Genomic DNA, 19,547 nt, shown 5'->3' with positions numbered 1-19,547 from the left:
GGAGGCGGCTTCGGAAATTGGGCTGCAGAAACGAGGCCAAACAGGCCGCAATGTTACCATTTCGCTTGCGCAAGCACCGACACGACTTTATCCGATTCGACCCATGACGTCCGCCTCCCCCCCAACTGCCCCGACCGCGCCCGCACGCCCGCGCGTGCCGCTCGCGCCGGTGCTGTCGGTGGCGTCGTTCGGCAATGCCGGCGCGGCCCGTCCGCGCTCGGTCCTGGACGCCGGCCAGGCGCGCCTGGTCACCAGCGGGCGTATCGCGCTGGCGCTGGCACTGCGCGAACTGGGCGTGGCCGCCGGCGACGGCGTGCTGCTGCCGGCCTACCACAGCCTGTCGATGGTCCCGCCCGTACTGTGGCGCGGCGCCACGCCGCAGTTCTACCGCGTGGACGGTGCGGCGCGCGCCGACCTGGCCGACATCGGCGCGCTGTGCGACGCCGATCCACGCATCAAGGCGCTGGTGGCGACGCATTATTTCGGCTTTCCCCAGGACCTGCCCGCGCTGCGCGCCCTGTGCGACGCGCGCGGCATCGCGCTGGTCGAGGATTGCGCGCACGCCTTCTTCGGCGAGTTCGCCGGCCGCCCGCCCGGCGCCTGGGGCGACTATGCGATCGCCAGCAGCATGAAGTTCTTCCCGATGTACGAAGGCGGCTGCCTGGTCTCGGCGCGCCATGCGCTGGATGCCGTGCAGCTGCATTCGGCCGGCCCGGGCTTCGAGGCCAAGGTGGCGCTGGCCACGCTGGAACACAGTTTCGCCTATGGCCGCCTGGCGCCGTTGCGCGCCGTGCTGGCGCCGCTCATGGGCGCCAAGGACTGGCTGTGGCGCCGCATCAAGGCGCGCCGCATCGAGGCCGGCCGTCCGGCAGACGCCGCGCTGGCGCCCGGGTCGTCGGACAGCGACGCCAGCTTCGACCCGCGCTGGCTCGACAAGCGCTCGTCCTGGTTCGCGCGATGGCTGCTGGCGCGCGTGTCCGGCGCGCGCATCGTGGCGCTGCGTCGCCGCCACTACCTGCGCCTGCAGCAAGCCCTCGGCGCGCTGCCGGGCTGCCGTCCGCTGCACGCGACGCTGCCGGACGGCGTCTGTCCCTGGCTGTTCCCCCTGTGGTTCGATGACGCCGCCGACGCCGACGCGGCCTTCGCGCGCGTGCGCCGGGCCGGCCTGCCCGTGGTGCGCTTCGCCGAAACGCTGTGGCCGGGCGTGGATGCGGCGCGCTGTCCGGGCAGCGTGCGCCTGTCGCGCCAGGTGCTGGCCTTTCCCTGCCACCAGGAGCTCGACGCGGCGGAACTGGACTGGATGACGGCGCGCCTGGCCGAAGTGCTGCCAGAAGTGCAGCCCCCGGAAGTGCTTCCCGCATGAACTGGACCCTGCTTCCCGCTTCCCGCTTCGACGGCCAGGCGGCGCGCTGGGACGCCTTGCGCGCGTCCGGTCCGGGCGCGCCCATGCTGGCCGCCGATTTCGCGGCGGCCCTGCTGGCCGCGTTCGGCCGCGGCGAAGAGCTGCTCGCCGTTTGCGAGGATGGCGACGGCGTGCTGGCGATGGCGCTGCTGGCGCCGCACGGCCGCGCCGGCTGGGCCACGTTCCAGCCGCCCCAGGCGCCCCTCGGCCTGTGGCTGCAGCGCCCCGGCGCCGACCTCGAAGCGCTGCTGGCCGGCCTGGTGGCGGCCTTGCCGGGTGCCGCGCTGGTCGTCGGCCTGACCCAGTGCGATCCCTTCCTGGTGCCGCGTCCCGCGGACGGCGGCCGCATGCGCGCCATCGACTACATCGACACGGCGCGCATCAGCGTGACGGGCGGTTTCGACGCCTGGTGGGCCGGGCGCGGCAAGAACCTGCGCGCCAACCTCAAGAAGCAGCGCAGCCGCCTGGCCGCGGCCGGCACGGCCACGCGCCTGGAGGTCGTGCGCGATCCGGCCGCGATGGCGGCGGCGATCGCCGACTACGGCCACCTGGAAAGCGCAGGCTGGAAAGGCCGCGAAGGCACGGCGGTCGCCCCGGACAATGCGCAAGGGCGCTTCTACCGCGACATGCTGGAACGCTTCTGCCGGCGCGGGGCCGGCAGCGTGTACCGCTACCGGTTCGATGACCGGATCGTGGCGATGGACCTGTGCATCGAGGACGCCGGCTGCATCGTGGTCCTCAAGACCGCCTACGACGAAAGCATCCCGAGCCAGTATTCGCCGGCCCTGCTGATGCGCGAGGAAGCCTGCCGCGAGCTGTTCGACCGCGGCGCCGTGCAGCGCATCGAGTTCTATGGCAAGGTGATGGAGTGGCACACCCGTTGGACGGATGAGGTGCGCACGCTATACCATGTCAACCATTACCGCTGGCCGCTCCTGCTGCGGCTGCACGATGCCTTGCGCCGGCGCCGCGCGACCCCGCCACACCCTGAATCGAATGGAATGTCGAATGTATCTTGACCAAATCACCACGCTGCTGAAGGACGTGCTGAGCCTCGGCGACGACGTCGTCCTCACCGCCTCCACCCCGCTGCTCGGCGCCCTGCCGGAACTCGACTCGATGGCTGTCGTCAACCTGATCGGCGCGCTGGAAGACCAGTTCGGCATCGCCGTCGACGACGACGAGATCGGCGCCGCGACCTTCGAGACGGTCGGCAGCCTGGCCGCCTTCGTCGAGCAGAAACTGGCGGAATGACTGCCGCGCCGGCCGCCGAACCCCTGTTCCTGCCGGCCGGCGGCGGCGAACGCTATTGCCTGTACCACGCCGCTGCCGGCCCTTGCCGCGGCGGCTTCGTCCACGTCCACCCCTTCGGCGACGAAATGAACCGCACCCGCCGCATGGCCGCGCTGGGCGCGCGCGCGCTGGCACGCGCCGGCTACGCCGTGCTGCAGATCGACCTGGCCGGCTGCGGCGACAGCAGCGGCGACTTCGCCGACGCGCGCTGGGACGCCTGGCATGATGACCTGGCGCTGGCGCGGCACTGGCTGGAACGGCAGACCGGCCAGCCGGCCGGCCTGTGGGGCCTGCGCCTGGGTGCCTTGCTCGCACTCGACCATGCGGCGCGCGCGGCCGCCGCGGGCAGTGCGCCTGCGCGCCTGCTGCTGTGGCAACCGGTGCTGTCCGGCCCCACCTACCTGACCCAGCTGCTGCGCCTGCGCATGGCGGGCGACCTGGTCGACGGCGACGGCAGCAAGGCCGCCGACGGCCCGCAAGCCTTGCGCGCGCTGCTGCGCGCCGGCACGCCGGTGGAGATCGGCGGCTACCTGCTGGATCCCGCGCTGGCCGCCGCGCTCGACGGCGTCGATGCCGCGCGCCTGGCGCCGGCGTTGCCGGTGGACTGGTTCGAGGTGGTGGCGGGCGCGGACCGCCCCGTGCCGCCGGCTGCCCAGCGCATCGCCGCGGCCTGGCAGGAGGCCGGCCGCGCACCGCGCGTGCACACCGTCGCCGGTCCCGCATTCTGGACCACGCAGGAAATCACCGAGTGTGGCGCGCTGCTCGACGCCACGGTGGCGGCGCTGGCGGAGGAAGTCCATGCTTGAGCCTCGGGTGACGCAGCAGGCGCTCGCGTTTCCCTGCGAAGGCGACACGCTGTACGGCGTGCTGCACCTGCCCGCGCGCCCGGCGCCGCGCGGCGTCGTGATCGTGGTGGGCGGCCCGCAATACCGCGCCGGCAGCCACCGCCAGTTCGTCCTGCTGGCGCGTACGCTGGCCGCGCGCGGCATTCCCGTGCTGCGCTTCGATTACCGCGGCATGGGCGACAGCGAAGGCGAGCCGCGCGTGTTCGACGCGGTCGACGCCGACCTGCGCGCCGCCATCGACGCCCTGTTCGCGCACGTGCCGGGGCTGCGGGACGTGGCGCTGTGGGGCTTGTGCGACGGCGCCTCCGCCAGCGTGTTCTATGCCGGCACCGACCACCGCGTCGCCGGCATCGCCCTGCTCAATCCCTGGGTACGCACCGAGGAAGGCGCCGCGCGCGCGACCCTCAAGCACTACTACCGCGCACGCCTGTTCGATCCGGCGCTGTGGCGCAAGATCGCGAGCGGCCGCTTCGACCTGCGCGCCGCGCTGGCCTCGGCCTGGGGCCTCGTGCGGCGCACGCGCCGGCCGGTGCGCGAGGATGCCGCCACGCTGCCCGAGCGCATGTACACGGGTCTGTCCCGCTTCGACGGGCGCGTGCTCATGATGCTGAGCGGCGCCGACCTGACGGCGCGCGAATTCGCCGACGTGGCGGGCGGCAGCGCCAACTGGCGCGCGCTGCTGGCGACGCCGCGCGTGACACGCCACCTGCTGGACGGCGCCGACCACACCTGCTCGCGCGCGGCATGGCGCGAGCAGGTCGAGACCTGGACCTGCGACTGGCTGGCCGCATGGTAGGCAAGGTGGATACGGCAGCGCCCAAGGTGCTGATGGTGGCCTTCCACTTCCCGCCGCAGGCGGGCAGCAGCGGCATCCAGCGCACGCTGCGCTTCGCCCAGTACCTGCCCGATTCGGGCTGGCAGCCGCTGGTGCTGTCGGCCCATCCGCGTGCCTATGCCGCTACCGGCATGGACCAGATGACCGAAGCCGACGCGCTGCACGTCACGCGCGCGTTCGCGCTCGACAGCGCGCGCCACCTGGCGCTGCGCGGCCGCTACCTGGGCTGGACCGCGCTGCCGGACCGCTGGGTGACGTGGTGCCTGGGCGCCGTGCCGGCGGGCCTGCGCCTGATCCGGCGCGAGCGGCCGCGCGTGCTGTGGTCGACCTATCCGATCGCCAGCGCCCACCTGATCGGCGCGATCCTGCACAAGCTGAGCGGACTGCCCTGGGTGGCCGACCTGCGCGATCCGATGATCGACGACGTGCATCCGCGCGGACGGCTGCCGCGCGCGGCCGCCGCCTGGGTCGAGCGCCTGGCGGTGCGCCGTGCCGCGCGCCTGGTCTGCACCACGCCGGGCGCGCTGCGCAGCTACCGCGCACGCTACCCGGACGTGCCGCCGGAACGCTTCTGCCTGATCGAGAACGGCTACGACGAACAGGATTTCGCCGCTGCCGAAGCGCAGCCGCGATCCGCGCCCGTTCCCGGCCCGTTCGTGCTGCTCCACAGCGGCATCGTGTACCCGTCGGAGCGCGATCCGCGTCCGCTGCTGTCCGCCCTGGCCCACCTCAAGCGCGCGGGCCATGTCGATGCCGCGCGCCTGCGCCTGGTGCTGCGGGCGCCGGTGCACGAGGAGCTGCTGCGGAACCTGGCGCGCGAACACGGCATCGAGGACATGGTGGCGATTGCCCCGCCGCTGCCCTACCGCGCCGCGCTGGCCGAGATGCTGGCAGCCGACGGCCTGCTGCTGCTGCAGGCCGCCAACTGCAACCATCAGGTGCCGGCCAAGCTGTACGAATACCTGCGCGCCGCCCGCCCCCTGCTGGCGCTCACCGACGCCGCGGGCGACACGGCGGCCGCCCTGCGCGCGGCCGGCATCGACACGATTGCTCCTCTCGAGGATGCCGGGGCGATCGCTGTGGCGCTGCCCCATTTCCTGCAGCGCGCGCGGGCGGGCCGCGCGCCGTTGGCGCCGCCCGAAGTGCGCCAGGCCCATGCGCGCAGCCAGCGCAGCCGCCTGCTGGCGGCCCTGTTCGACGAGGTCGGCACCGAAGCGGCCATGCCGGGTACCGGAGCGCCGCCGCGCTAGTGCAGCGTGGACGACGCATGCGGTGGGCATGGGATGTTGCGTCATTACAAATTTTTTCTCTTTAAGAATTTGACGGCGACCAAAATCAAATAGAAACTGTTGGTTAATCAACATTCATTGCCAAACATGAAACCAGGTCGTCTCCATGTCGACGTCGTCGGCAGCAGTGCAGGATCCACAGGCTGGGCGACCCATGCCGTCAACTTCGCGATTGCCATGAACCGGCGCACGCCGGTCCGCTTCCGCTGCCTGGATTCGCCGCGGCGCGAGGCGGCGCAGGGCTTTTTCGGTCCCCTGCGCAATCCCCTGCTGCGCGGGCTGAAGAAACAGCCGGGCGACTTCGGCGTCGTCGTGCGCGGCAATCCCCTGCTGCCCGAACGCGCCACGCGCTGGATCGTCTGGGAAACCACCGAACTGCCAGCCGCCCAGCGCGAGATCTGCGCGACGACGCGCTTCCTGTGGACGCCGTCCGCCTGGGGACGCGACAACCTGATCGCCAACGGCATCGACGCGGCCCGGATAGCGGTGGTGCCGGAAGGCGTCGACACGCGTTTCTTCCGGCCTGCGGCGCGCAAGCCGAACCGTTTCCGCTTCCTGATGGTCGGCAAATGGGAAAGCCGCAAGTTTCCCGAAGGCCTGCTGCGCGCGTTCACGGAAGAATTCGCGCCCGGCGAACCGGTCGAGCTGTACCTGCAGGCACACAATGGCTACCTGCCCGGCTTCTCGCTGAAGGAGCGCGTCGAGCGCACCGGCGTGCGCAACGATGGCAGCATCCTGCTGGGCGAAGCCTGTTCCGCGGCGGCGCTGCGAGCGCTGTACCGCTCGGCCGACTGCTTCGTGCTGCCGACACGCGCGGAAGGATGGGGGCTGCCGATCCTGGAATCGATGGCGTGCGGCGTGCCGGCGATCGTCACCCGGTACAGCGCGCCGCTGGACTACCTCGACGAGGCCAACGGCTATCCGCTGGACGTGGCGAGGATGGTCGAGGCCCACGACGAGGACTTCGGCATCCATGGCGGCATGTGGGCCGAGCCCGACATCGCCCACTTGCGCCACCTGATGCGCAGCGCCTACCAGAACAAGGAAGAGCGGCTGGAAAAGGGGCGGATGGCGCGGCTCACGGCGGAACGATTCACTTGGAATCATTCTGCCGGCATCGCGCTGGACACGATCCGCCAGCACCTGGCGGCATGAACCGCAGCTGCACGCCTGATGCCATGCGATGGCGTGCATCATCGATAGATGATACACTTTTGATAATTATCAACACTTATTGACTGCCTACCTTTTGCATCACGGCAGTCGTTTCCCACTTGGTTCCCATGTCGATCAAAGAGTTGCTGGTCCCTCCCCTGAACCGTCCGCCCAAGCGCCGGCCGCTGCCCGTCTTCGAACAGGGCGACGCGATCCCGCGGATCCTCCACCAGACCTTCTACGAACGCACGCTGGCACCCGAGCTCCAGGCCAACGTCGACCGCCTGCGCGCACTGAATCCGCACTGGGAATACCGTTTTTACGACGACGCCGACATCGCCGCCTTCATCCGGCAGCATTACCCGCCGCTCGTGTGGGAGTACTTCGAGCGCATCGATCCGCGCTACGGCGCCGCGCGCGCCGACCTGTTCCGCTACCTGCTGCTGTACAAAGTCGGTGGGGTCTACCTGGACATCAAGAGCTCGGCGGTCCGTCCTTTCGACGAAGTGCTGCGGCCGGACGACCGCTTCATCCTGTCGAAATGGCATCTGCCGAACGGCGACTACGAACACAAGGGCCTGATCTACGACCTGCGCCATCTCGAGGGCGGCGAGTTCCAGCAATGGCACGTGATCTGTGCGCCCGGTCACCCGTTCCTGAAGGAAGTTCTCGACACCTGCTTCGCGAACATCGACACCTACGATCCCTACCTGCACCAGACCGGCAAGCGCGGCGTGCTGCGCCTCACCGGGCCGATCACCTACACGCTGGCGATCTGCCGCGTGCAGGACCGCCATCCGCACCGCGTGGTCGACGGCTACAACCAGCTCGGCCTGCGCTACAACATCTACGGCCCCAACCTGGGCCACGTGCCCGTCTTCAAGGGGCATTATTCGACGCAGACGTCCTCGATCGTGCGCCTGACGCCGGCCAAGCGCGCGCTGAGCCGCGTGTACGGGCTGGCGCAGGGCGTGCACGACGCGCTGCTGCGCAGCCGCAAGGAAGCCAAGGCCGCGAACATCCAGCCGGAATGAGGACGGGTCAGGGTGCCGGCGCGCCCAGGCAGGCGGCAAAGCTGTCGAAGGCACCATAGGCGGCTTCCCGCTCGCGCGCCAGGCCGCACAGCCCGGTGCCCGTGGCCCGTCCCGCGCGGCGCGGCATACCTCCATCCCAGCTGAAATCGCCCTCGCCGGGCCGCGCGAACGCTGCGCGCACCGGATGCACCCCGATGAAGGATTGCCACAGCCCCGACGTGCGGTTGTCGCCCTCGTGCAGCAGGCCGCCGTCGCGGCTGCGGATCGGGCCGTCGACCAGGTTGCCGTCCAGCCGCGCGCTGCTGGTGGGGAAGCGCACGTCGATGCCGGCCGTATCGACCAGCGTATTGTCCTCGACGCGGCTGTCGGCCGCGCTGTTCAGGTAGATGCCCACGTCGGAGCAGCCCACCACCAGGTTGGCGCGCAGCGTCGAGCCCTGCTGCTCGGTGATGCATTGCTGGTCGCGGCAATACGGCTTGCCGGTACCGCCGCCGCCCAGCGACAGGCCGATGCGCTGCCCGGCCCGGCCCACCAGCGCCTGCTCGCACCACACCAGATTGCGCTCGAACACGTTGCCGCTGCCGGCGCCCTTGGCATACGCGCCGTAGCTGACGCGGTCGCCGTCGTCCTTGACGAAGTCGCGGATCACGTTGGCGCGCACGGTCCAGCGGTTGACGCCCACCATGTCGATGAAGGCGACCGGATTGGCGGTCTTGCGCGGCCGCGCGCCGGCCAGCGTGTTCGAGGCGATCAGGCCATCGTCGGGGAAGCGCCCGCCGGCGCCGTTGACCTTGAAGTGGGCATTGAAATCGGTGACGGCGTTGTTGACGGCGGCGAAGTGGTTTGCCTCGCCCACCACGTGGAACGCGTGCTCGCAAAAGGCATCGTCGCCGCACACGCCACGGATGTCCAGGTTCTCGAAGCGCCACCAGGGCGCGCTGACGCGAAACCCCTCGACCGTGTCGAATTCCAGGCGCGCGCTGCCCGGCCGCTGCGCGCGCACCGTGATCGGCGCATCCTCGCGGCCCGGACGGTTGGCGTCCAGCGCCGCGCCCGCGATGCGGTAGGTGCCGGGTGCCAGCACGATCGTGGTGCCCGGTTCCGCCCGCGCCAGCGCCGCGCGCAGGGCCGCCGGGCTGTCGACCGCGATCTCCGGTCCGCCGGCGCGCGCCGGCACCCCGGCCGGCTGCGCGCCCAGCGCGAGGGCCGGCAGCGCAACCGGCTGCACGTCGCCGCGGTCCAGCGCGATCAATCCGTGCGCGACCTGGCGGCCGGCGGCGACGATGGCGGGATTGTGGCCGCTGCTGCGTTTTTCGATATAGGGCGCGAGCGTGCGCGGCATCACCCCCACGTGCTCGATGGCGGCGGCGGCGCCGGCCAAGGCCAGCACGCCAAGCACGCCTGCTGCCGCCAGCAGGACGGGAGCGCGGCGCGGCCGGCTCCTGTTGCGTGAAGGTCGAGAGCGGGAACCGGAACGGCGCGGCGCGGCCTCGCTCATGCGCCGACCTTGATGCCGTGCCGCCCCATCAGGTCGTACATGGTGGGACGGCTGATGCCCAGCATCTCGGACGCCTTGACGATATTCCCGTCGGTGCGCGCGAGTGCCTTGACGATGGCCTTGTACTCGGCCTCGTCGCGCACCTGGCGCAGGTTCAGCGGCTCTTCCGCGGCCTCGGTATCGGGCAGGCCGAGGTCGTCGGCGACGATGGTGTTCCCGTCGGCCATGATGACGGCGCGCTTGATGCAGTTTTCCATCTCGCGCACATTGCCCGGCCAGGCATAGGCCTCGATCGCCGCGATCGCGTCGGGCGCGAAGTGCAGCGAGGAGCGCGCTTCCTGGGCGCAGAACTTGTTCTTGAAGTGGTGCGCGAGCAGCGCCGCGTCGCCTTCGCGCTGGCGCATCGGCGGGATCGTCACGACGATCTCGGACAGGCGGTAGTACAAGTCCTCGCGGAAGCGCCCCTGGGCACACAGTTCCTTGAGCTTCTGGTGCGTGGCGCAGACGATGCGCACATCCACGGGAATCTCCTCGTGGCCGCCGATGCGCTCGATCACGCGCTCCTGCAGGAAGCGCAGCAGCTTGGCCTGCAGCGGCATCGGCAGGTCTCCCACCTCGTCGAGGAAGAAGGTGCCGCCGTGTGCCAGCTCGACCTTGCCCTTGGTCTGCTTGGCGGCGCCCGTGAAGGCGCCCTTCTCGTAGCCGAACAGTTCGCTCTCGAGCAGGTTTTCCGGGATCGCCGCGCAGTTGATCGCCATGAAGCGCTCCTTGGCGCGCGGCGAGATCGCGTGCACGGCGCGCGCCAGCACTTCCTTGCCGGTGCCCGATTCGCCCAGCAGCATCACGGACGCCGACGTCGGCGCCACCTTCTCGACGGTGCGGCAGACCTTCAGCATGCCGGGGTCGCGCGAGATCACGCCGGCCAGCGGCGAATCGGCCTGCGATTGCTGCATGCGGCGGTTTTCCTGCTGCAGGTTGTGCAGGAAGAAGGCGCGCTGGATCACCAGGTTCAGCACTTCCGGGTCGACCGGCTTCTGATGGAAGTCGTAGGCGCCCATGCCGATCGCCTTGACGGCGTTGTTGTGGTCCTGGTTGCCGGTCAGGACGATCACGCGCGTGTCCGGCGCCAGCGCCAGGATCTGGGACAGCGTGGCCAGGCCTTCGGTGGAACCGTCCGGATCGGGCGGCAGGCCCAGGTCCATCGTGACCACGGCCGGTTCGTGGCGGCGGATCTGGGCCAGCGCCGCCTCGCGGTCGCCGGCCACTACCACCTCGTACGCGTCCAGGCTCCAGCGCAGCTGCTTCTGCAGGCCGGGATCGTCTTCGATGATCAGCAGTTTCGGTTTCGCTTGTGTCATGGGTTCTCTTTCAGGCGGTGGTCGCGGCAGCCTGCTCGCGCTGCAGCGGCAGGACGACCTTGAAGGTGGTGCCCGCACCGGGCTGGCTGCGCACGTCCATCGTGCCGCCCAGTTCGTTGATGTATTCGCGGCTCTCGAACACGCCGATGCCCATGCCGGCCGACTTGGTCGACTCGAACGGCTTGAACAGGCGCTCGCGGATGAATTCCTCGCTCATGCCGGCGCCGGTATCGGTGATCTCGACCTCGACCGCGTGCGCGCGGCCGTTCGCCGGATGGCCGACGCGCACCAGCACGTGGCCGTTGCGCGGCGTGGCCTCGATCGCATTCTGGATCAGGTGGCCGAGCACGCGCTCGAGGCGCTCGCGGTCGGCCACCACCATCAGGCCCGGCGCCTCGACCAGCAGCTGCGGATGCGGCTCGAATGCGCTCTTCATGGCCAGCGCCTGGCGCACCACCTGGTCCAGCGCCAGCGGGAGCGGCTTCTCGGCATTCTCGGTGCGGCCCAGCTTCTGCAGCATCATCTTCATCTTCTGCACCGAGTGGTCGAGGGTCTCGAGCATGTCGCGCTGGAATTCCGGATTGTCCTTGTGCTTCTCGGCGTTGGCGTTCATCAGCGACAGCTGGGCCACCAGGTTCTTCAGGTCGTGCACGAGGAAGGTCGACATGCGGTTGAAGGACTCGAACTGGCGCGCCACCATCAGCGCATTGGCGGCATCGTCCTGGGCCAGGTGGCTGGCGGCCTGGCTGCCGGCGATTTCCAGCAGGTCGATGATTTCCCAGTTCAGCTGCAGGGGGCTGCGCGCGCGCTGCAGCACGACGAAGCCGAACAGTTTTTCCTGCAGCATAAGCGGTACCACCAGCCAGCGGCGCGGCATGTCCAGCAGCCAGTCCGGCACGGCCAGGCCTTCGTATTTTTCCGGCCGCTCCAGGTATTCGTCCAGGTCGATCACCCACTGGGTGCTTTCGAGGAACTGGCAGAACGGCGAATCGGCAGCTTCGGCCATGTCGCCATCCACGCCCTGCCAGCGCGCGCGCGGTTCGAAGCGCCCGCTGTCGCCGCGCTGCCAGAGCGTGCCGCCGGGGCTTTCGACGAGCGCCGCCAGTGCCTGGATGGCGCGCTCGCCGAGGTTGGGGCCGCGTCCGGACAGCGTGCGCGTGAAGCGCATCCATTCCTCGCGGTAGTCGTAGTTGTAGCGGTAGAAGTGCTTGCTGATCGAGACCCGCAGCCAGGAACGCGCGCTGCCCGAGAACAGGATCACGCCCAGCAGGCTCACGGCGCCGAACAGGAAGCCGGTCTGCATTACCGTACCCCAGCGGCCGCCGAAGTAGCGCAGGTAGTAGCCGACCGTGCCCATGGCCAGCAGGTAGATGGCGGAACCGAACAGCGCCGCCGAATGGAACACCACGCGGCGCGACACGGCGAACGAGGTGCTCCACGAGCGCCGCCGCGCCATCGAGGCGGCGATCAGCGGCACGGTCAGCGCATTGATGACGCCGCGCGCGGTCCACAGGTCGGGATTCAGTTCGCGGAACAGCATGGTGTTGCTGTACATGTAGAAGTCGTAGGCGAACATGCCGCCGATGCCCAGGCAGGCGAACTTGATCGCCCAGCGTTCCTCGATCGTCTTGTTGCGGTACAGCTGCTCGACCAGCGTCATGCCGTACACGGCCAGGCCCGTGTAGCCGGCCAGGATCGGCATGCCGAAGGTCTGCAGCAGGCCGGGTTGCCAGTGGGTGGCACCGATCATGGCCAGCAGCGCGAGGTAGCCGGCGCATGCCAGCAGCAGCCCCGGACGCAGCGAGCGCAGTTGCAGGCGCGCCGGCTTGGCGGCCGCCTCGTCGCGCCGCCAGTGGCCCAGCAGCGCCACCAGGAACAGCGACCAGGCGCCATCGCGCAGCACTTCGAGGATCTCGGCCGCGGTATTCCACAACACCTGGTCGGCGGCATTCCAGGTCAGCACGCCGGCCCATGCCGCCGTGACCAGGCAGGCGATCGACAGCGTGACGCGCTGGGCGCTGCCGCGCCACCCCGCCAGCACCGGCAGGCCCAGGGCCAGGAAGCCGATGGCGGCCAGCGCATAACTGGAGGCGGCGATATTGGTCACGATGCTGTGCACGATGGACGGGAGGGCCGCACCCGCCGGCAAGGCGGGCGCGGGGCGGAAATCAGCGTCCGCTGCGGAACAGGACGACCTTGAGCGTGTCGATCAGGATCAGGACGTCGAGGAACAGGCTGTTGTTCTTCACATAGTACAGGTCGTACTGCAGCTTCTGCAGCGCGTCCTCGGCCGAGGAGCCATAGCCGTAGCGCACCTGGGCCCAGCCGGTGATGCCCGGCTTGACGCTGTGGCGCACGTTGTAATACGGGACCACTTCGATCAGCTGCTCGACGAAGTACTGGCGCTCCGGACGCGGGCCGACGAACGACATCTCGCCCTTGAACACGTTGAGGATCTGCGGCAGCTCGTCGATGCGGGTCTTGCGCATGAAGTTGCCGACGCGGGTGATGCGCGGATCGTTCTGCTGCGCCCACTGCGGCTTGCCGCCTTTTTCGGCGTCGGTGCGCATGCTACGGAACTTGTGCACGCGGAAGGGCTTGCCGTCCTCGCCGATCCGCTCCTGCGAGTAGAACACGGGACCGCCGTCTTCCAGCTTGACGGCCAGCGCCGCGGCCAGCATGACGGGGAAGGTCAGCAGCAGGATGATCATGCTGCACACGAGGTCGAAGCAGCGCTTCATGAAGGCGCGCACGAAGCTCTGGTCGAAGCCGCCGCCGAACACCAGCCACGACGGCTGCAGCGAGTCGACGCGGATCTGGCAGGTCTCGCGCTCGAAGAACGTGGCGGCATCGGTGACGCGGATGCCCTGCAGCTTGCAGTCGAGGAGTTCCTTGATCGGGAAGCCGCCGCGGCGGTTCTGCACGGCCACCACGATCTCTTCCACGTTCTGCTGGCGCGCCAGCGTCAGCAGGCTGTCGCCTTCGCGCGACTGCAGCAGGCTGTTCGACGGTACGCACAGTTCCTCGGTCGGGGTCGGGACGAAGCCGGTGATGTTGTAGCGGTGGTAGCTGCCGCTCTGCTGCGCCAGGTCGCTGCACTCCTTCGCCAGCGGGCCGCTGCCGAGGAACAGGATGCGCGTCTGCAGGAAGCGCAGCTCGGAACTCTTGAAGAACACCATGCGCGCCGTCACGATGCCGACGCCGGCGATGCCGAAGACCAGGGCCAGGATGCCGCGTCCGAAGTACAGGTCGGGAGCGACGTAGAACACCAGCGTCAGGATCAGGAAGCCCATCAGGAACGAGGGCATCAGCTTCATGAACAGCGGGTTGCGCAGGCCTTCGTTGAAGTCGAGCTGGTACATGCCCATCGCGCTCATGCTGAAGATGATGGCGGCGGTGAAGGCGATGGCCGAGGTGAAGAAGTGGTTCAGGTTCTCCAGGCTGGCCAGGCTGACCGGCTGGCCGAGGTCCATGAAGCGCACCGCGGCGCCGACGTAGGCCGCACCGAGCAGCACCAGCACCTCGACGAACAGCAGGACGAAGACGATTTTCGATACGTAGTGGTTGGCAATCCTAAGCACGAGGCCTCCGGGATCGTTAAGACGCGACCATTGCCGTCGCTTCGCGCTGCTGCTTGGCGAAGTCGGCAACATACCAGTCCATGGCCTGCTTCAGGCCATCGGCGATGCGGTGGGTGGGGGCATACCCCAGCAGCGTCGCGGCCTTCGAGATGTCGGCCTGCGAATGGCGCACATCGCCCGCGCGGAAGTCCACGTAGGCCGGCCGGTGCTGCGCTACGTGCGCGAAGCGGGACGCGAGTTCGTCGCGCATCATGCCGTACAGCTGGTTCAGCGTGGTACGGTCGCCCAGGGCGACGTTGTAGACCTGGTTGGCCGCCGCCGCCGGCGCCAGCGCCGACAGCAGGTTGGCCTGCACCACGTTGTCCACGTAGCAGAAGTCGCGGCTGGTCTCGCCGTCGCCGTTGATGCGCAATGCGTCGTTGCGGATCAGGGCTGCGACCCATTGCGGGATCACGGCGGCATAGGTGCCGTACGGGTCCTGGCGCGGGCCGAACACGTTGAAGTAGCGCAGCCCGACCGCTTCCAGGCCGTAGCTGCGGGCGAACACGTCGGCATACAGCTCGTTGACGTACTTGGTCACCGCATACGGCGACAGCGGCTTGCCGATCTGGTCCTCGACCTTGGGCAAGGCCGGATGGTCGCCATAGGTCGAGCTGGACGCGGCGTACACGAAGCGCTTGACCTTGGCGTCGCGCGCGGCGACCAGCATGTTCAGGAAACCGGTGATATTCGTTTCGTTGGTGGCGATCGGGTCGGCGATCGAACGCGGCACCGAACCCAGGGCGGCCTGGTGCAGCACGAAGTCGGCGCCCGCGGCGGCCCGCTGGCAATCGTCGAGGCGGCGGATATCGCCCTCGATGAAAGTGAAGTTCGACCAGGCCGCGCCGACCAGGTCGCGGACCTGCTCGAGGTTGTGGCGGTGGCCGGTAGCGAAGTTGTCCACACCGGTAACGCGCTGACCCAGCTTGAGCAGCGCTTCGACCAGATTCGAGCCGATGAAGCCGGCAGCGCCGGTGACCAGCCAGTGGTACCGGTTCTGCTGCAGGTGGAGTTGCACTTCTTGGAACTTGTTCACGTTAGAGATCTTCTTGTTGTTCGCCTTGCGGGCGGCGCATCCGCGCGGGATGCGCCCTACTTCCCATTACAGGCGCCAGACGCAATAGCCGTCCTGGCGCAGCGGTTCCGGATCGAACTGCGATTTGACGTCGATGAAGCAGCCGCCGTCGTTCAACTTGGCGCGGAAGTCATCCATGGAATGCTCCAGCACCTCCTTGTGCGCCACCGCCACCACCAGCGCATCGGCCTGCGGCAGGCTTTCCCAGCTCTGCAGGCGGATGCCGTATTCGTGGTGCGCCTCATCGGCGTCGGCCAGCGGATCGTAGACATGCACGTCGCAACCGTAGGATTCGAGTTCGTGGACGATGTCGGCCACTTTCGAATTGCGCAGGTCCGGGCAGTTTTCCTTGAACGTCAGGCCCACCACGTTGACCTTCGAACCCTTGACGTGGAAGCCGGAGGAAATCATCGATTTCACGGTCTTCTCGGCCACGAACTTGGCCATGCCGTCGTTGATGCGGCGGCCGGCCAGGATCACTTGCGGGTGATAGCCGATCATCTCGGCCTTGTGGGTCAGGTAGTACGGGTCGACGCCGATGCAATGGCCACCGACCAGGCCCGGACGGAACGGCAGGAAGTTCCACTTCGTGCCTGCCGCCTTCAGCACTTCGAGCGTGTCGATGCCGACCTTGTCGAAGATGATGGCCAGTTCGTTCATCAACGCGATGTTCAGGTCGCGCTGGGTATTCTCGATGACTTTCGCGGCCTCGGCAACCTTGATGCTCGATGCGCGGTACACGCCGGCCGTAATGACGGATTCATACAACGCTGCGACGCGTTCCAGCGTCTCGGCATCGTCGCCCGACACCACTTTCAGGATGGTCGTGAGCGTATGCTCCTTGTCACCCGGGTTGATGCGCTCCGGCGAAAAACCGACGTGGAAGTCTTCTTTCCACTTCATGCCCGAGTGCTGCTCCATGATCGGAATGCAGACTTCCTCGGTAGCGCCCGGATAAACGGTGGATTCGAACACGACGACGGCGCCGCGCTTCATGGTCTGGCCGACCGTCTTGCTGGCACCCGCGAGCGGCGTGAAGTCGGGATTGTGGGCGATGTCGACCGGCGTCGGCACGGCCACCACGATGTAGTCCGCCTGGGACAGCAGCGACGGATCGGTGGTGACTTCCAGATGGGTTGCGGCCTTCAGGCTCTCGGTAGAAACTTCGCCCGTCGGATCGACGTGATTCTTATAGTTGGCGACTTTCGATACCGACAGGTCAAAGCCGATGGTACGCTGTTTCTTACCAAATTCGACTGCCAGCGGCAACCCGACATATCCGAGTCCGACGACTGCGACTACCTCATCTGCTTTCATTATCGGTTCCGATCAAATTTTTGCAAAAAATTTAACAAATGATAACACGGAAATAAGTAGTACCCCAATCGGAGCACAGGTATTGTAAAGTAGAAACAACAGCTTACCGGTCTTTTGTGACAATAAATCAAGACCACCGTCGTAAAACGACATCGCTCACCGGAGTCGAGCGGACGAAGCATCCGCTGGCCGTTGTTGCTTTCCGTGGCCGCGCACTGATGCAAACATGACAATGCGGCTGGCAAGCAATATTAGCATTTTTCAACCAATTGATTCCTGACGAAAGCCTACCGGGCAGCGGTCGCGCTTTGTAATAGATGGTCAACAGGCACGGCGCAAGCACGCCGGCACGAGAAAATGGCGAACGAGGTGCGGGAGGATTGCCGTCGAAATGACGAAAGAAATGGCGCGGCTGGCTGGGATCGAACCAGCGACCCTTGGCTTCGGAGGGCGGAAAATAGGGTTAATGGCGGTAAACCTAAGTAAAAACATCACTTATAAATCAATGACTTAGTATTTTCTAGTGCTGTGCTTGTTCACTGTGGTACGCTGCGCAACTAGTCCACAAATAGTCCACAGCATGAAAGCCAAGATTACGAGGGAACTTCTACGCGACCTCAAGCCCGCCTCGGCGGCCCTCGACATCATCGACACGGAGCTACGTGGGTTCGTCGCCAGGCTGAGCCCGAGCGGGACCATTACCTACGGTATCCGGTACTCAAACCGCGACGGTCGCCAGTGTCGATATTCACTCGGCCGCACCTTTCCAGCCACGACCGTAAGCGCAGCCCGCGAGGAAGCCCGCATCCTGCTGGGCAAGATCGCCGCTGGCGTGGACCCGGCCGAGGAAGATCGCGCCAAGCGCCGCCAAGTCCTCACCCTGGGCACGTTCCTGGACGAGCAGTACGGTAAATGGTTACAGGTCAACACCCGCACCGGGGAGCACATCGCCGCCCGCCTCAAGTCGTCCTTTGCCGACCACCTCGATCGGCCTCTTCACGAGTTCAACGCCTGGACCGTGGAGAAATGGCGCTCTGAAAAGATGAAAGCCGGTATGTCGGCCTCGACCACCAACCGCAACATCACAGCCCTACGCGGCCTGTTCTCGCGTGCTCTGGAGTGGGGATTGATCCAGTCCCACCCTCTGGCCACGGTCAAAATGCTGCGCGAACCGGGCGGCCTGGTGCGCTGGCTGTCGGACGATGAGGAAACCCGGCTACGAGCCGCCTTGTCCGCCAGAGAGACCCGAGAGCGAGCGGCCCGAGCAAGCGCAAACGAATGGCGCGCCGCCCGGAAATACGACCTGCTCCCCGAGCTGGCGCCTGACCAGTTCTGGGACCACTTGCGGCCCATGGTGCTCTTGAGCCTGAACACCGGGGCGCGGCAAGGGGAGCTGACCAAGCTGCGCTGGGACGCCGTGGACCTGGACAACGCCGTGATGACGTTGAAAGGCGACACCACTAAGAGTGGCAGCACCCGGCACATACCGCTGAACTCCGAAGCCCTCGACACCCTGCGGCGCTGGCAGAAGCAATCCACCGGCCACATCGTGTTCCCCGGTCGGAGCGGCGGCGAGCTGGTCGAGATCAAGACCGCCTGGGCCAACTTGTTAAAGGAAGCCGAGATCGAGGCCTTCCGCTGGCACGATATGAGGCATCACTTCGCGTCCCGCCTGGTTATGGCCGGCGTGGACCTCAACACTGTTCGCGATCTGCTAGGCCATAGCGACCTTAAAATGACTTTGCGCTATGCCCACTTGGCGCCGGAGCACAAAGCGGCGGCGGTACAAAAACTCGTTGCTAAATAATCGAGGAAGAAATGACTAAAGTATTAAGTATGAACGATTTACTCAGCGACGAAATCGAGCTTATCAAAAATTATAGAAAGGGAAATGACGATGCAAAAGCATCAATTTCGCAATATGCTGAGAAGCGTGCTGCTGGCTTAAAGGGGCGTACAGACCTTAACGGGCTAACGGTTCCCGACGATGGCTTAATCCACCTTCACGACCTCAATTTTGACTTTGAAGGATATTTTGAGCGTTATCCTGATAATCTCGAAGAAGGAGAGGATGAGGAATTTCAAGCAAGAATCTACGGTATGTTTTGCCGCGATGTGTTCACCTGCGGCGGCGATATGGAACGTGTTTCTCTATGGGCCTCGAACTATGTTGCAGAGAGGTTGTATCAAGCTCTGGGAGGCGTGCCTTGGCAAGACATTATGGGCTTGCCCTGGGATGAGCCCACCCCGTTCTTTTCACCTATCGGACAACGAGCCGCCGCAATCTACGCAGGTGTTCAAAATGCGCTCAAGGATGACCCTAACGCTAACAAGACCAATCTGATAGCAGAGCATGCGAGCAAACACAACCGAGGTATCGCACAAGGATTAAAAGACTATTACGCATTCAAGAATGCTGTTGACGGAGTTAAAGAAATGCCAAGGAATTTTATAAAAAATCCCCCTGAAAAATAGAATAAATTTTGAGGAACAATTTTAGAATAAATTCATACGTCAACATTTCTAATGAAATAAGAATTTCAGCTATTTAGAATTTCTCCTGCTTGTTCACCCAAGCAATCGAATGTTCAACAGGAGAAAACATGAACGCTAGTTACACCATCCCTCAGTTTTGCGATGCCTACCACTTCTCGCGAGTCCACTACTACAGCCTGAAAAAGCAAGGCCTGGCGCCGGCTGAAATCCGAGTCGGTCGCCGGGTCATTATCACCCGCCGCGCCGCCGAACAATGGGAAGACCGCTTGGCACAGCTCCAAGTCGCAAACCCGAGCAATGACAAGTCTTTCTGGGAACAGGAGGCTTAAT

General features: G+C 66.4%; 17 protein-coding genes. 11 read left to right on the top strand and 6 right to left on the bottom strand.

The window, feature by feature from the left end:
- The first annotated feature begins 103 nt into the window (after positions 1-103).
- The 8 genes from ACI1V7_RS16855 (at position 104) to ACI1V7_RS16820 (ending at position 7,853) form a co-directional block, all read left to right on the top strand.
- Complete coding sequence (locus ACI1V7_RS16855; RefSeq protein ID WP_404532957.1) at positions 104-1,363, top strand: DegT/DnrJ/EryC1/StrS family aminotransferase; 1,260 nt, start codon at positions 104-106, stop codon at positions 1,361-1,363.
- On the top strand, positions 1,360-2,421 hold the full coding sequence (locus ACI1V7_RS16850) for a GNAT family N-acetyltransferase (RefSeq protein WP_404532956.1): 1,062 nt from the start codon (positions 1,360-1,362) through the stop codon (positions 2,419-2,421). Before ACI1V7_RS16855 ends, ACI1V7_RS16850 begins: the two co-directional genes overlap by 4 nt.
- On the top strand, positions 2,411-2,656 hold the full coding sequence (locus tag ACI1V7_RS16845; RefSeq protein ID WP_404532955.1) for an acyl carrier protein: 246 nt from the start codon (positions 2,411-2,413) through the stop codon (positions 2,654-2,656). Before ACI1V7_RS16850 ends, ACI1V7_RS16845 begins: the two co-directional genes overlap by 11 nt.
- Complete coding sequence (locus ACI1V7_RS16840) at positions 2,653-3,501, top strand: hydrolase 2, exosortase A system-associated (RefSeq protein ID WP_404532954.1); 849 nt, start codon at positions 2,653-2,655, stop codon at positions 3,499-3,501. Before ACI1V7_RS16845 ends, ACI1V7_RS16840 begins: the two co-directional genes overlap by 4 nt.
- A complete protein-coding gene (locus ACI1V7_RS16835) occupies positions 3,494-4,336 on the top strand; it encodes a hydrolase 1, exosortase A system-associated (protein ID WP_404532953.1) in 843 nt (280 codons plus the stop codon). Before ACI1V7_RS16840 ends, ACI1V7_RS16835 begins: the two co-directional genes overlap by 8 nt.
- Positions 4,330-5,625, top strand: a complete 1,296-nt coding sequence (locus tag ACI1V7_RS16830; protein ID WP_404532952.1) for a glycosyltransferase — start codon at positions 4,330-4,332, stop codon at positions 5,623-5,625. Before ACI1V7_RS16835 ends, ACI1V7_RS16830 begins: the two co-directional genes overlap by 7 nt.
- Positions 5,626-5,751: 126 nt before the next feature.
- A complete protein-coding gene (locus ACI1V7_RS16825; protein ID WP_404532951.1) occupies positions 5,752-6,819 on the top strand; it encodes a glycosyltransferase family 4 protein in 1,068 nt (355 codons plus the stop codon).
- 128 nt (positions 6,820-6,947) lie between these two features.
- Positions 6,948-7,853 (top strand): glycosyltransferase family 32 protein, encoded by a 906-nt coding sequence (locus tag ACI1V7_RS16820; protein WP_404532950.1) that lies wholly within the window; start codon positions 6,948-6,950, stop codon positions 7,851-7,853.
- 7 nt (positions 7,854-7,860) lie between these two features.
- Here the strand turns inward: ACI1V7_RS16820 and ACI1V7_RS16815 are convergent, their stop codons facing one another.
- The 6 genes from ACI1V7_RS16815 to ACI1V7_RS16790 all read right to left on the bottom strand — a co-directional run bounded on the left by ACI1V7_RS16815 (position 7,861) and on the right by ACI1V7_RS16790 (position 16,721).
- Positions 7,861-9,351, bottom strand: coding sequence for a right-handed parallel beta-helix repeat-containing protein (locus ACI1V7_RS16815; RefSeq protein ID WP_404532949.1), 1,491 nt, complete (start codon positions 9,349-9,351; stop codon positions 7,861-7,863).
- On the bottom strand, positions 9,348-10,709 hold the full coding sequence (prsR, locus tag ACI1V7_RS16810) for a PEP-CTERM-box response regulator transcription factor (RefSeq protein ID WP_404532948.1): 1,362 nt from the start codon (positions 10,707-10,709) through the stop codon (positions 9,348-9,350). Before prsR ends, ACI1V7_RS16815 begins: the two co-directional genes overlap by 4 nt.
- A 10-nt stretch (positions 10,710-10,719) precedes the next feature.
- On the bottom strand, positions 10,720-12,816 hold the full coding sequence (prsK, locus tag ACI1V7_RS16805; protein WP_404532947.1) for an XrtA/PEP-CTERM system histidine kinase PrsK: 2,097 nt from the start codon (positions 12,814-12,816) through the stop codon (positions 10,720-10,722).
- A 61-nt stretch (positions 12,817-12,877) separates the two neighbouring features.
- Positions 12,878-14,290, bottom strand: a complete 1,413-nt coding sequence (locus ACI1V7_RS16800) for a TIGR03013 family XrtA/PEP-CTERM system glycosyltransferase (RefSeq protein WP_404532946.1) — start codon at positions 14,288-14,290, stop codon at positions 12,878-12,880.
- Between the two features lie 16 nt (positions 14,291-14,306).
- The gene (locus ACI1V7_RS16795) at positions 14,307-15,365 is read right to left on the bottom strand and encodes an SDR family oxidoreductase (RefSeq protein ID WP_404532945.1); all 1,059 of its coding nucleotides are present in this window, start codon (positions 15,363-15,365) and stop codon (positions 14,307-14,309) included.
- Between the two features lie 66 nt (positions 15,366-15,431).
- Positions 15,432-16,721 (bottom strand): nucleotide sugar dehydrogenase, encoded by a 1,290-nt coding sequence (locus ACI1V7_RS16790; RefSeq protein WP_404532944.1) that lies wholly within the window; start codon positions 16,719-16,721, stop codon positions 15,432-15,434.
- 580 nt (positions 16,722-17,301) lie between these two features.
- Here ACI1V7_RS16790 and ACI1V7_RS16785 point away from each other — a divergent pair.
- The 3 genes from ACI1V7_RS16785 (at position 17,302) to ACI1V7_RS16775 (ending at position 19,546) form a co-directional block, all read left to right on the top strand.
- A complete protein-coding gene (locus ACI1V7_RS16785) occupies positions 17,302-18,528 on the top strand; it encodes a site-specific integrase (protein ID WP_404532943.1) in 1,227 nt (408 codons plus the stop codon).
- 11 nt (positions 18,529-18,539) lie between these two features.
- Positions 18,540-19,196, top strand: a complete 657-nt coding sequence (locus ACI1V7_RS16780; protein WP_404532942.1) for a hypothetical protein — start codon at positions 18,540-18,542, stop codon at positions 19,194-19,196.
- 128 nt (positions 19,197-19,324) lie between these two features.
- Entirely contained in the window at positions 19,325-19,546 is a 222-nt protein-coding gene (locus ACI1V7_RS16775) for a hypothetical protein (RefSeq protein ID WP_404532941.1), read from the top strand.
- Position 19,547 lies beyond the last annotated feature (1 nt).

The sequence above is a fragment of the Massilia paldalensis genome, assembly GCF_044901715.1.
GTDB lineage: Bacteria > Pseudomonadota > Gammaproteobacteria > Burkholderiales > Burkholderiaceae_D > Telluria > Telluria paldalensis.
Note: the sequence above shows the minus strand (reverse complement) of the source record. Positions and strands in the feature narration are given on the sequence as shown.

Coding starts and splice junctions, on each gene's coding strand:
- ACI1V7_RS16855 (WP_404532957.1), top strand. CDS start 104: ATGACGTCCGCCTCCCCCCCAACTGCCCCGACCGCGCCCGCACGCCCG.
- ACI1V7_RS16850 (WP_404532956.1), top strand. CDS start 1,360: ATGAACTGGACCCTGCTTCCCGCTTCCCGCTTCGACGGCCAGGCGGCG.
- ACI1V7_RS16845 (WP_404532955.1), top strand. CDS start 2,411: ATGTATCTTGACCAAATCACCACGCTGCTGAAGGACGTGCTGAGCCTC.
- ACI1V7_RS16840 (WP_404532954.1), top strand. CDS start 2,653: ATGACTGCCGCGCCGGCCGCCGAACCCCTGTTCCTGCCGGCCGGCGGC.
- ACI1V7_RS16835 (WP_404532953.1), top strand. CDS start 3,494: ATGCTTGAGCCTCGGGTGACGCAGCAGGCGCTCGCGTTTCCCTGCGAA.
- ACI1V7_RS16830 (WP_404532952.1), top strand. CDS start 4,330: ATGGTAGGCAAGGTGGATACGGCAGCGCCCAAGGTGCTGATGGTGGCC.
- ACI1V7_RS16825 (WP_404532951.1), top strand. CDS start 5,752: ATGAAACCAGGTCGTCTCCATGTCGACGTCGTCGGCAGCAGTGCAGGA.
- ACI1V7_RS16820 (WP_404532950.1), top strand. CDS start 6,948: ATGTCGATCAAAGAGTTGCTGGTCCCTCCCCTGAACCGTCCGCCCAAG.
- ACI1V7_RS16815 (WP_404532949.1), bottom strand. CDS start 9,351: ATGAGCGAGGCCGCGCCGCGCCGTTCCGGTTCCCGCTCTCGACCTTCA.
- prsR (WP_404532948.1), bottom strand. CDS start 10,709: ATGACACAAGCGAAACCGAAACTGCTGATCATCGAAGACGATCCCGGC.
- ACI1V7_RS16790 (WP_404532944.1), bottom strand. CDS start 16,721: ATGAAAGCAGATGAGGTAGTCGCAGTCGTCGGACTCGGATATGTCGGG.
- ACI1V7_RS16785 (WP_404532943.1), top strand. CDS start 17,302: ATGAAAGCCAAGATTACGAGGGAACTTCTACGCGACCTCAAGCCCGCC.
- ACI1V7_RS16780 (WP_404532942.1), top strand. CDS start 18,540: ATGACTAAAGTATTAAGTATGAACGATTTACTCAGCGACGAAATCGAG.
- ACI1V7_RS16775 (WP_404532941.1), top strand. CDS start 19,325: ATGAACGCTAGTTACACCATCCCTCAGTTTTGCGATGCCTACCACTTC.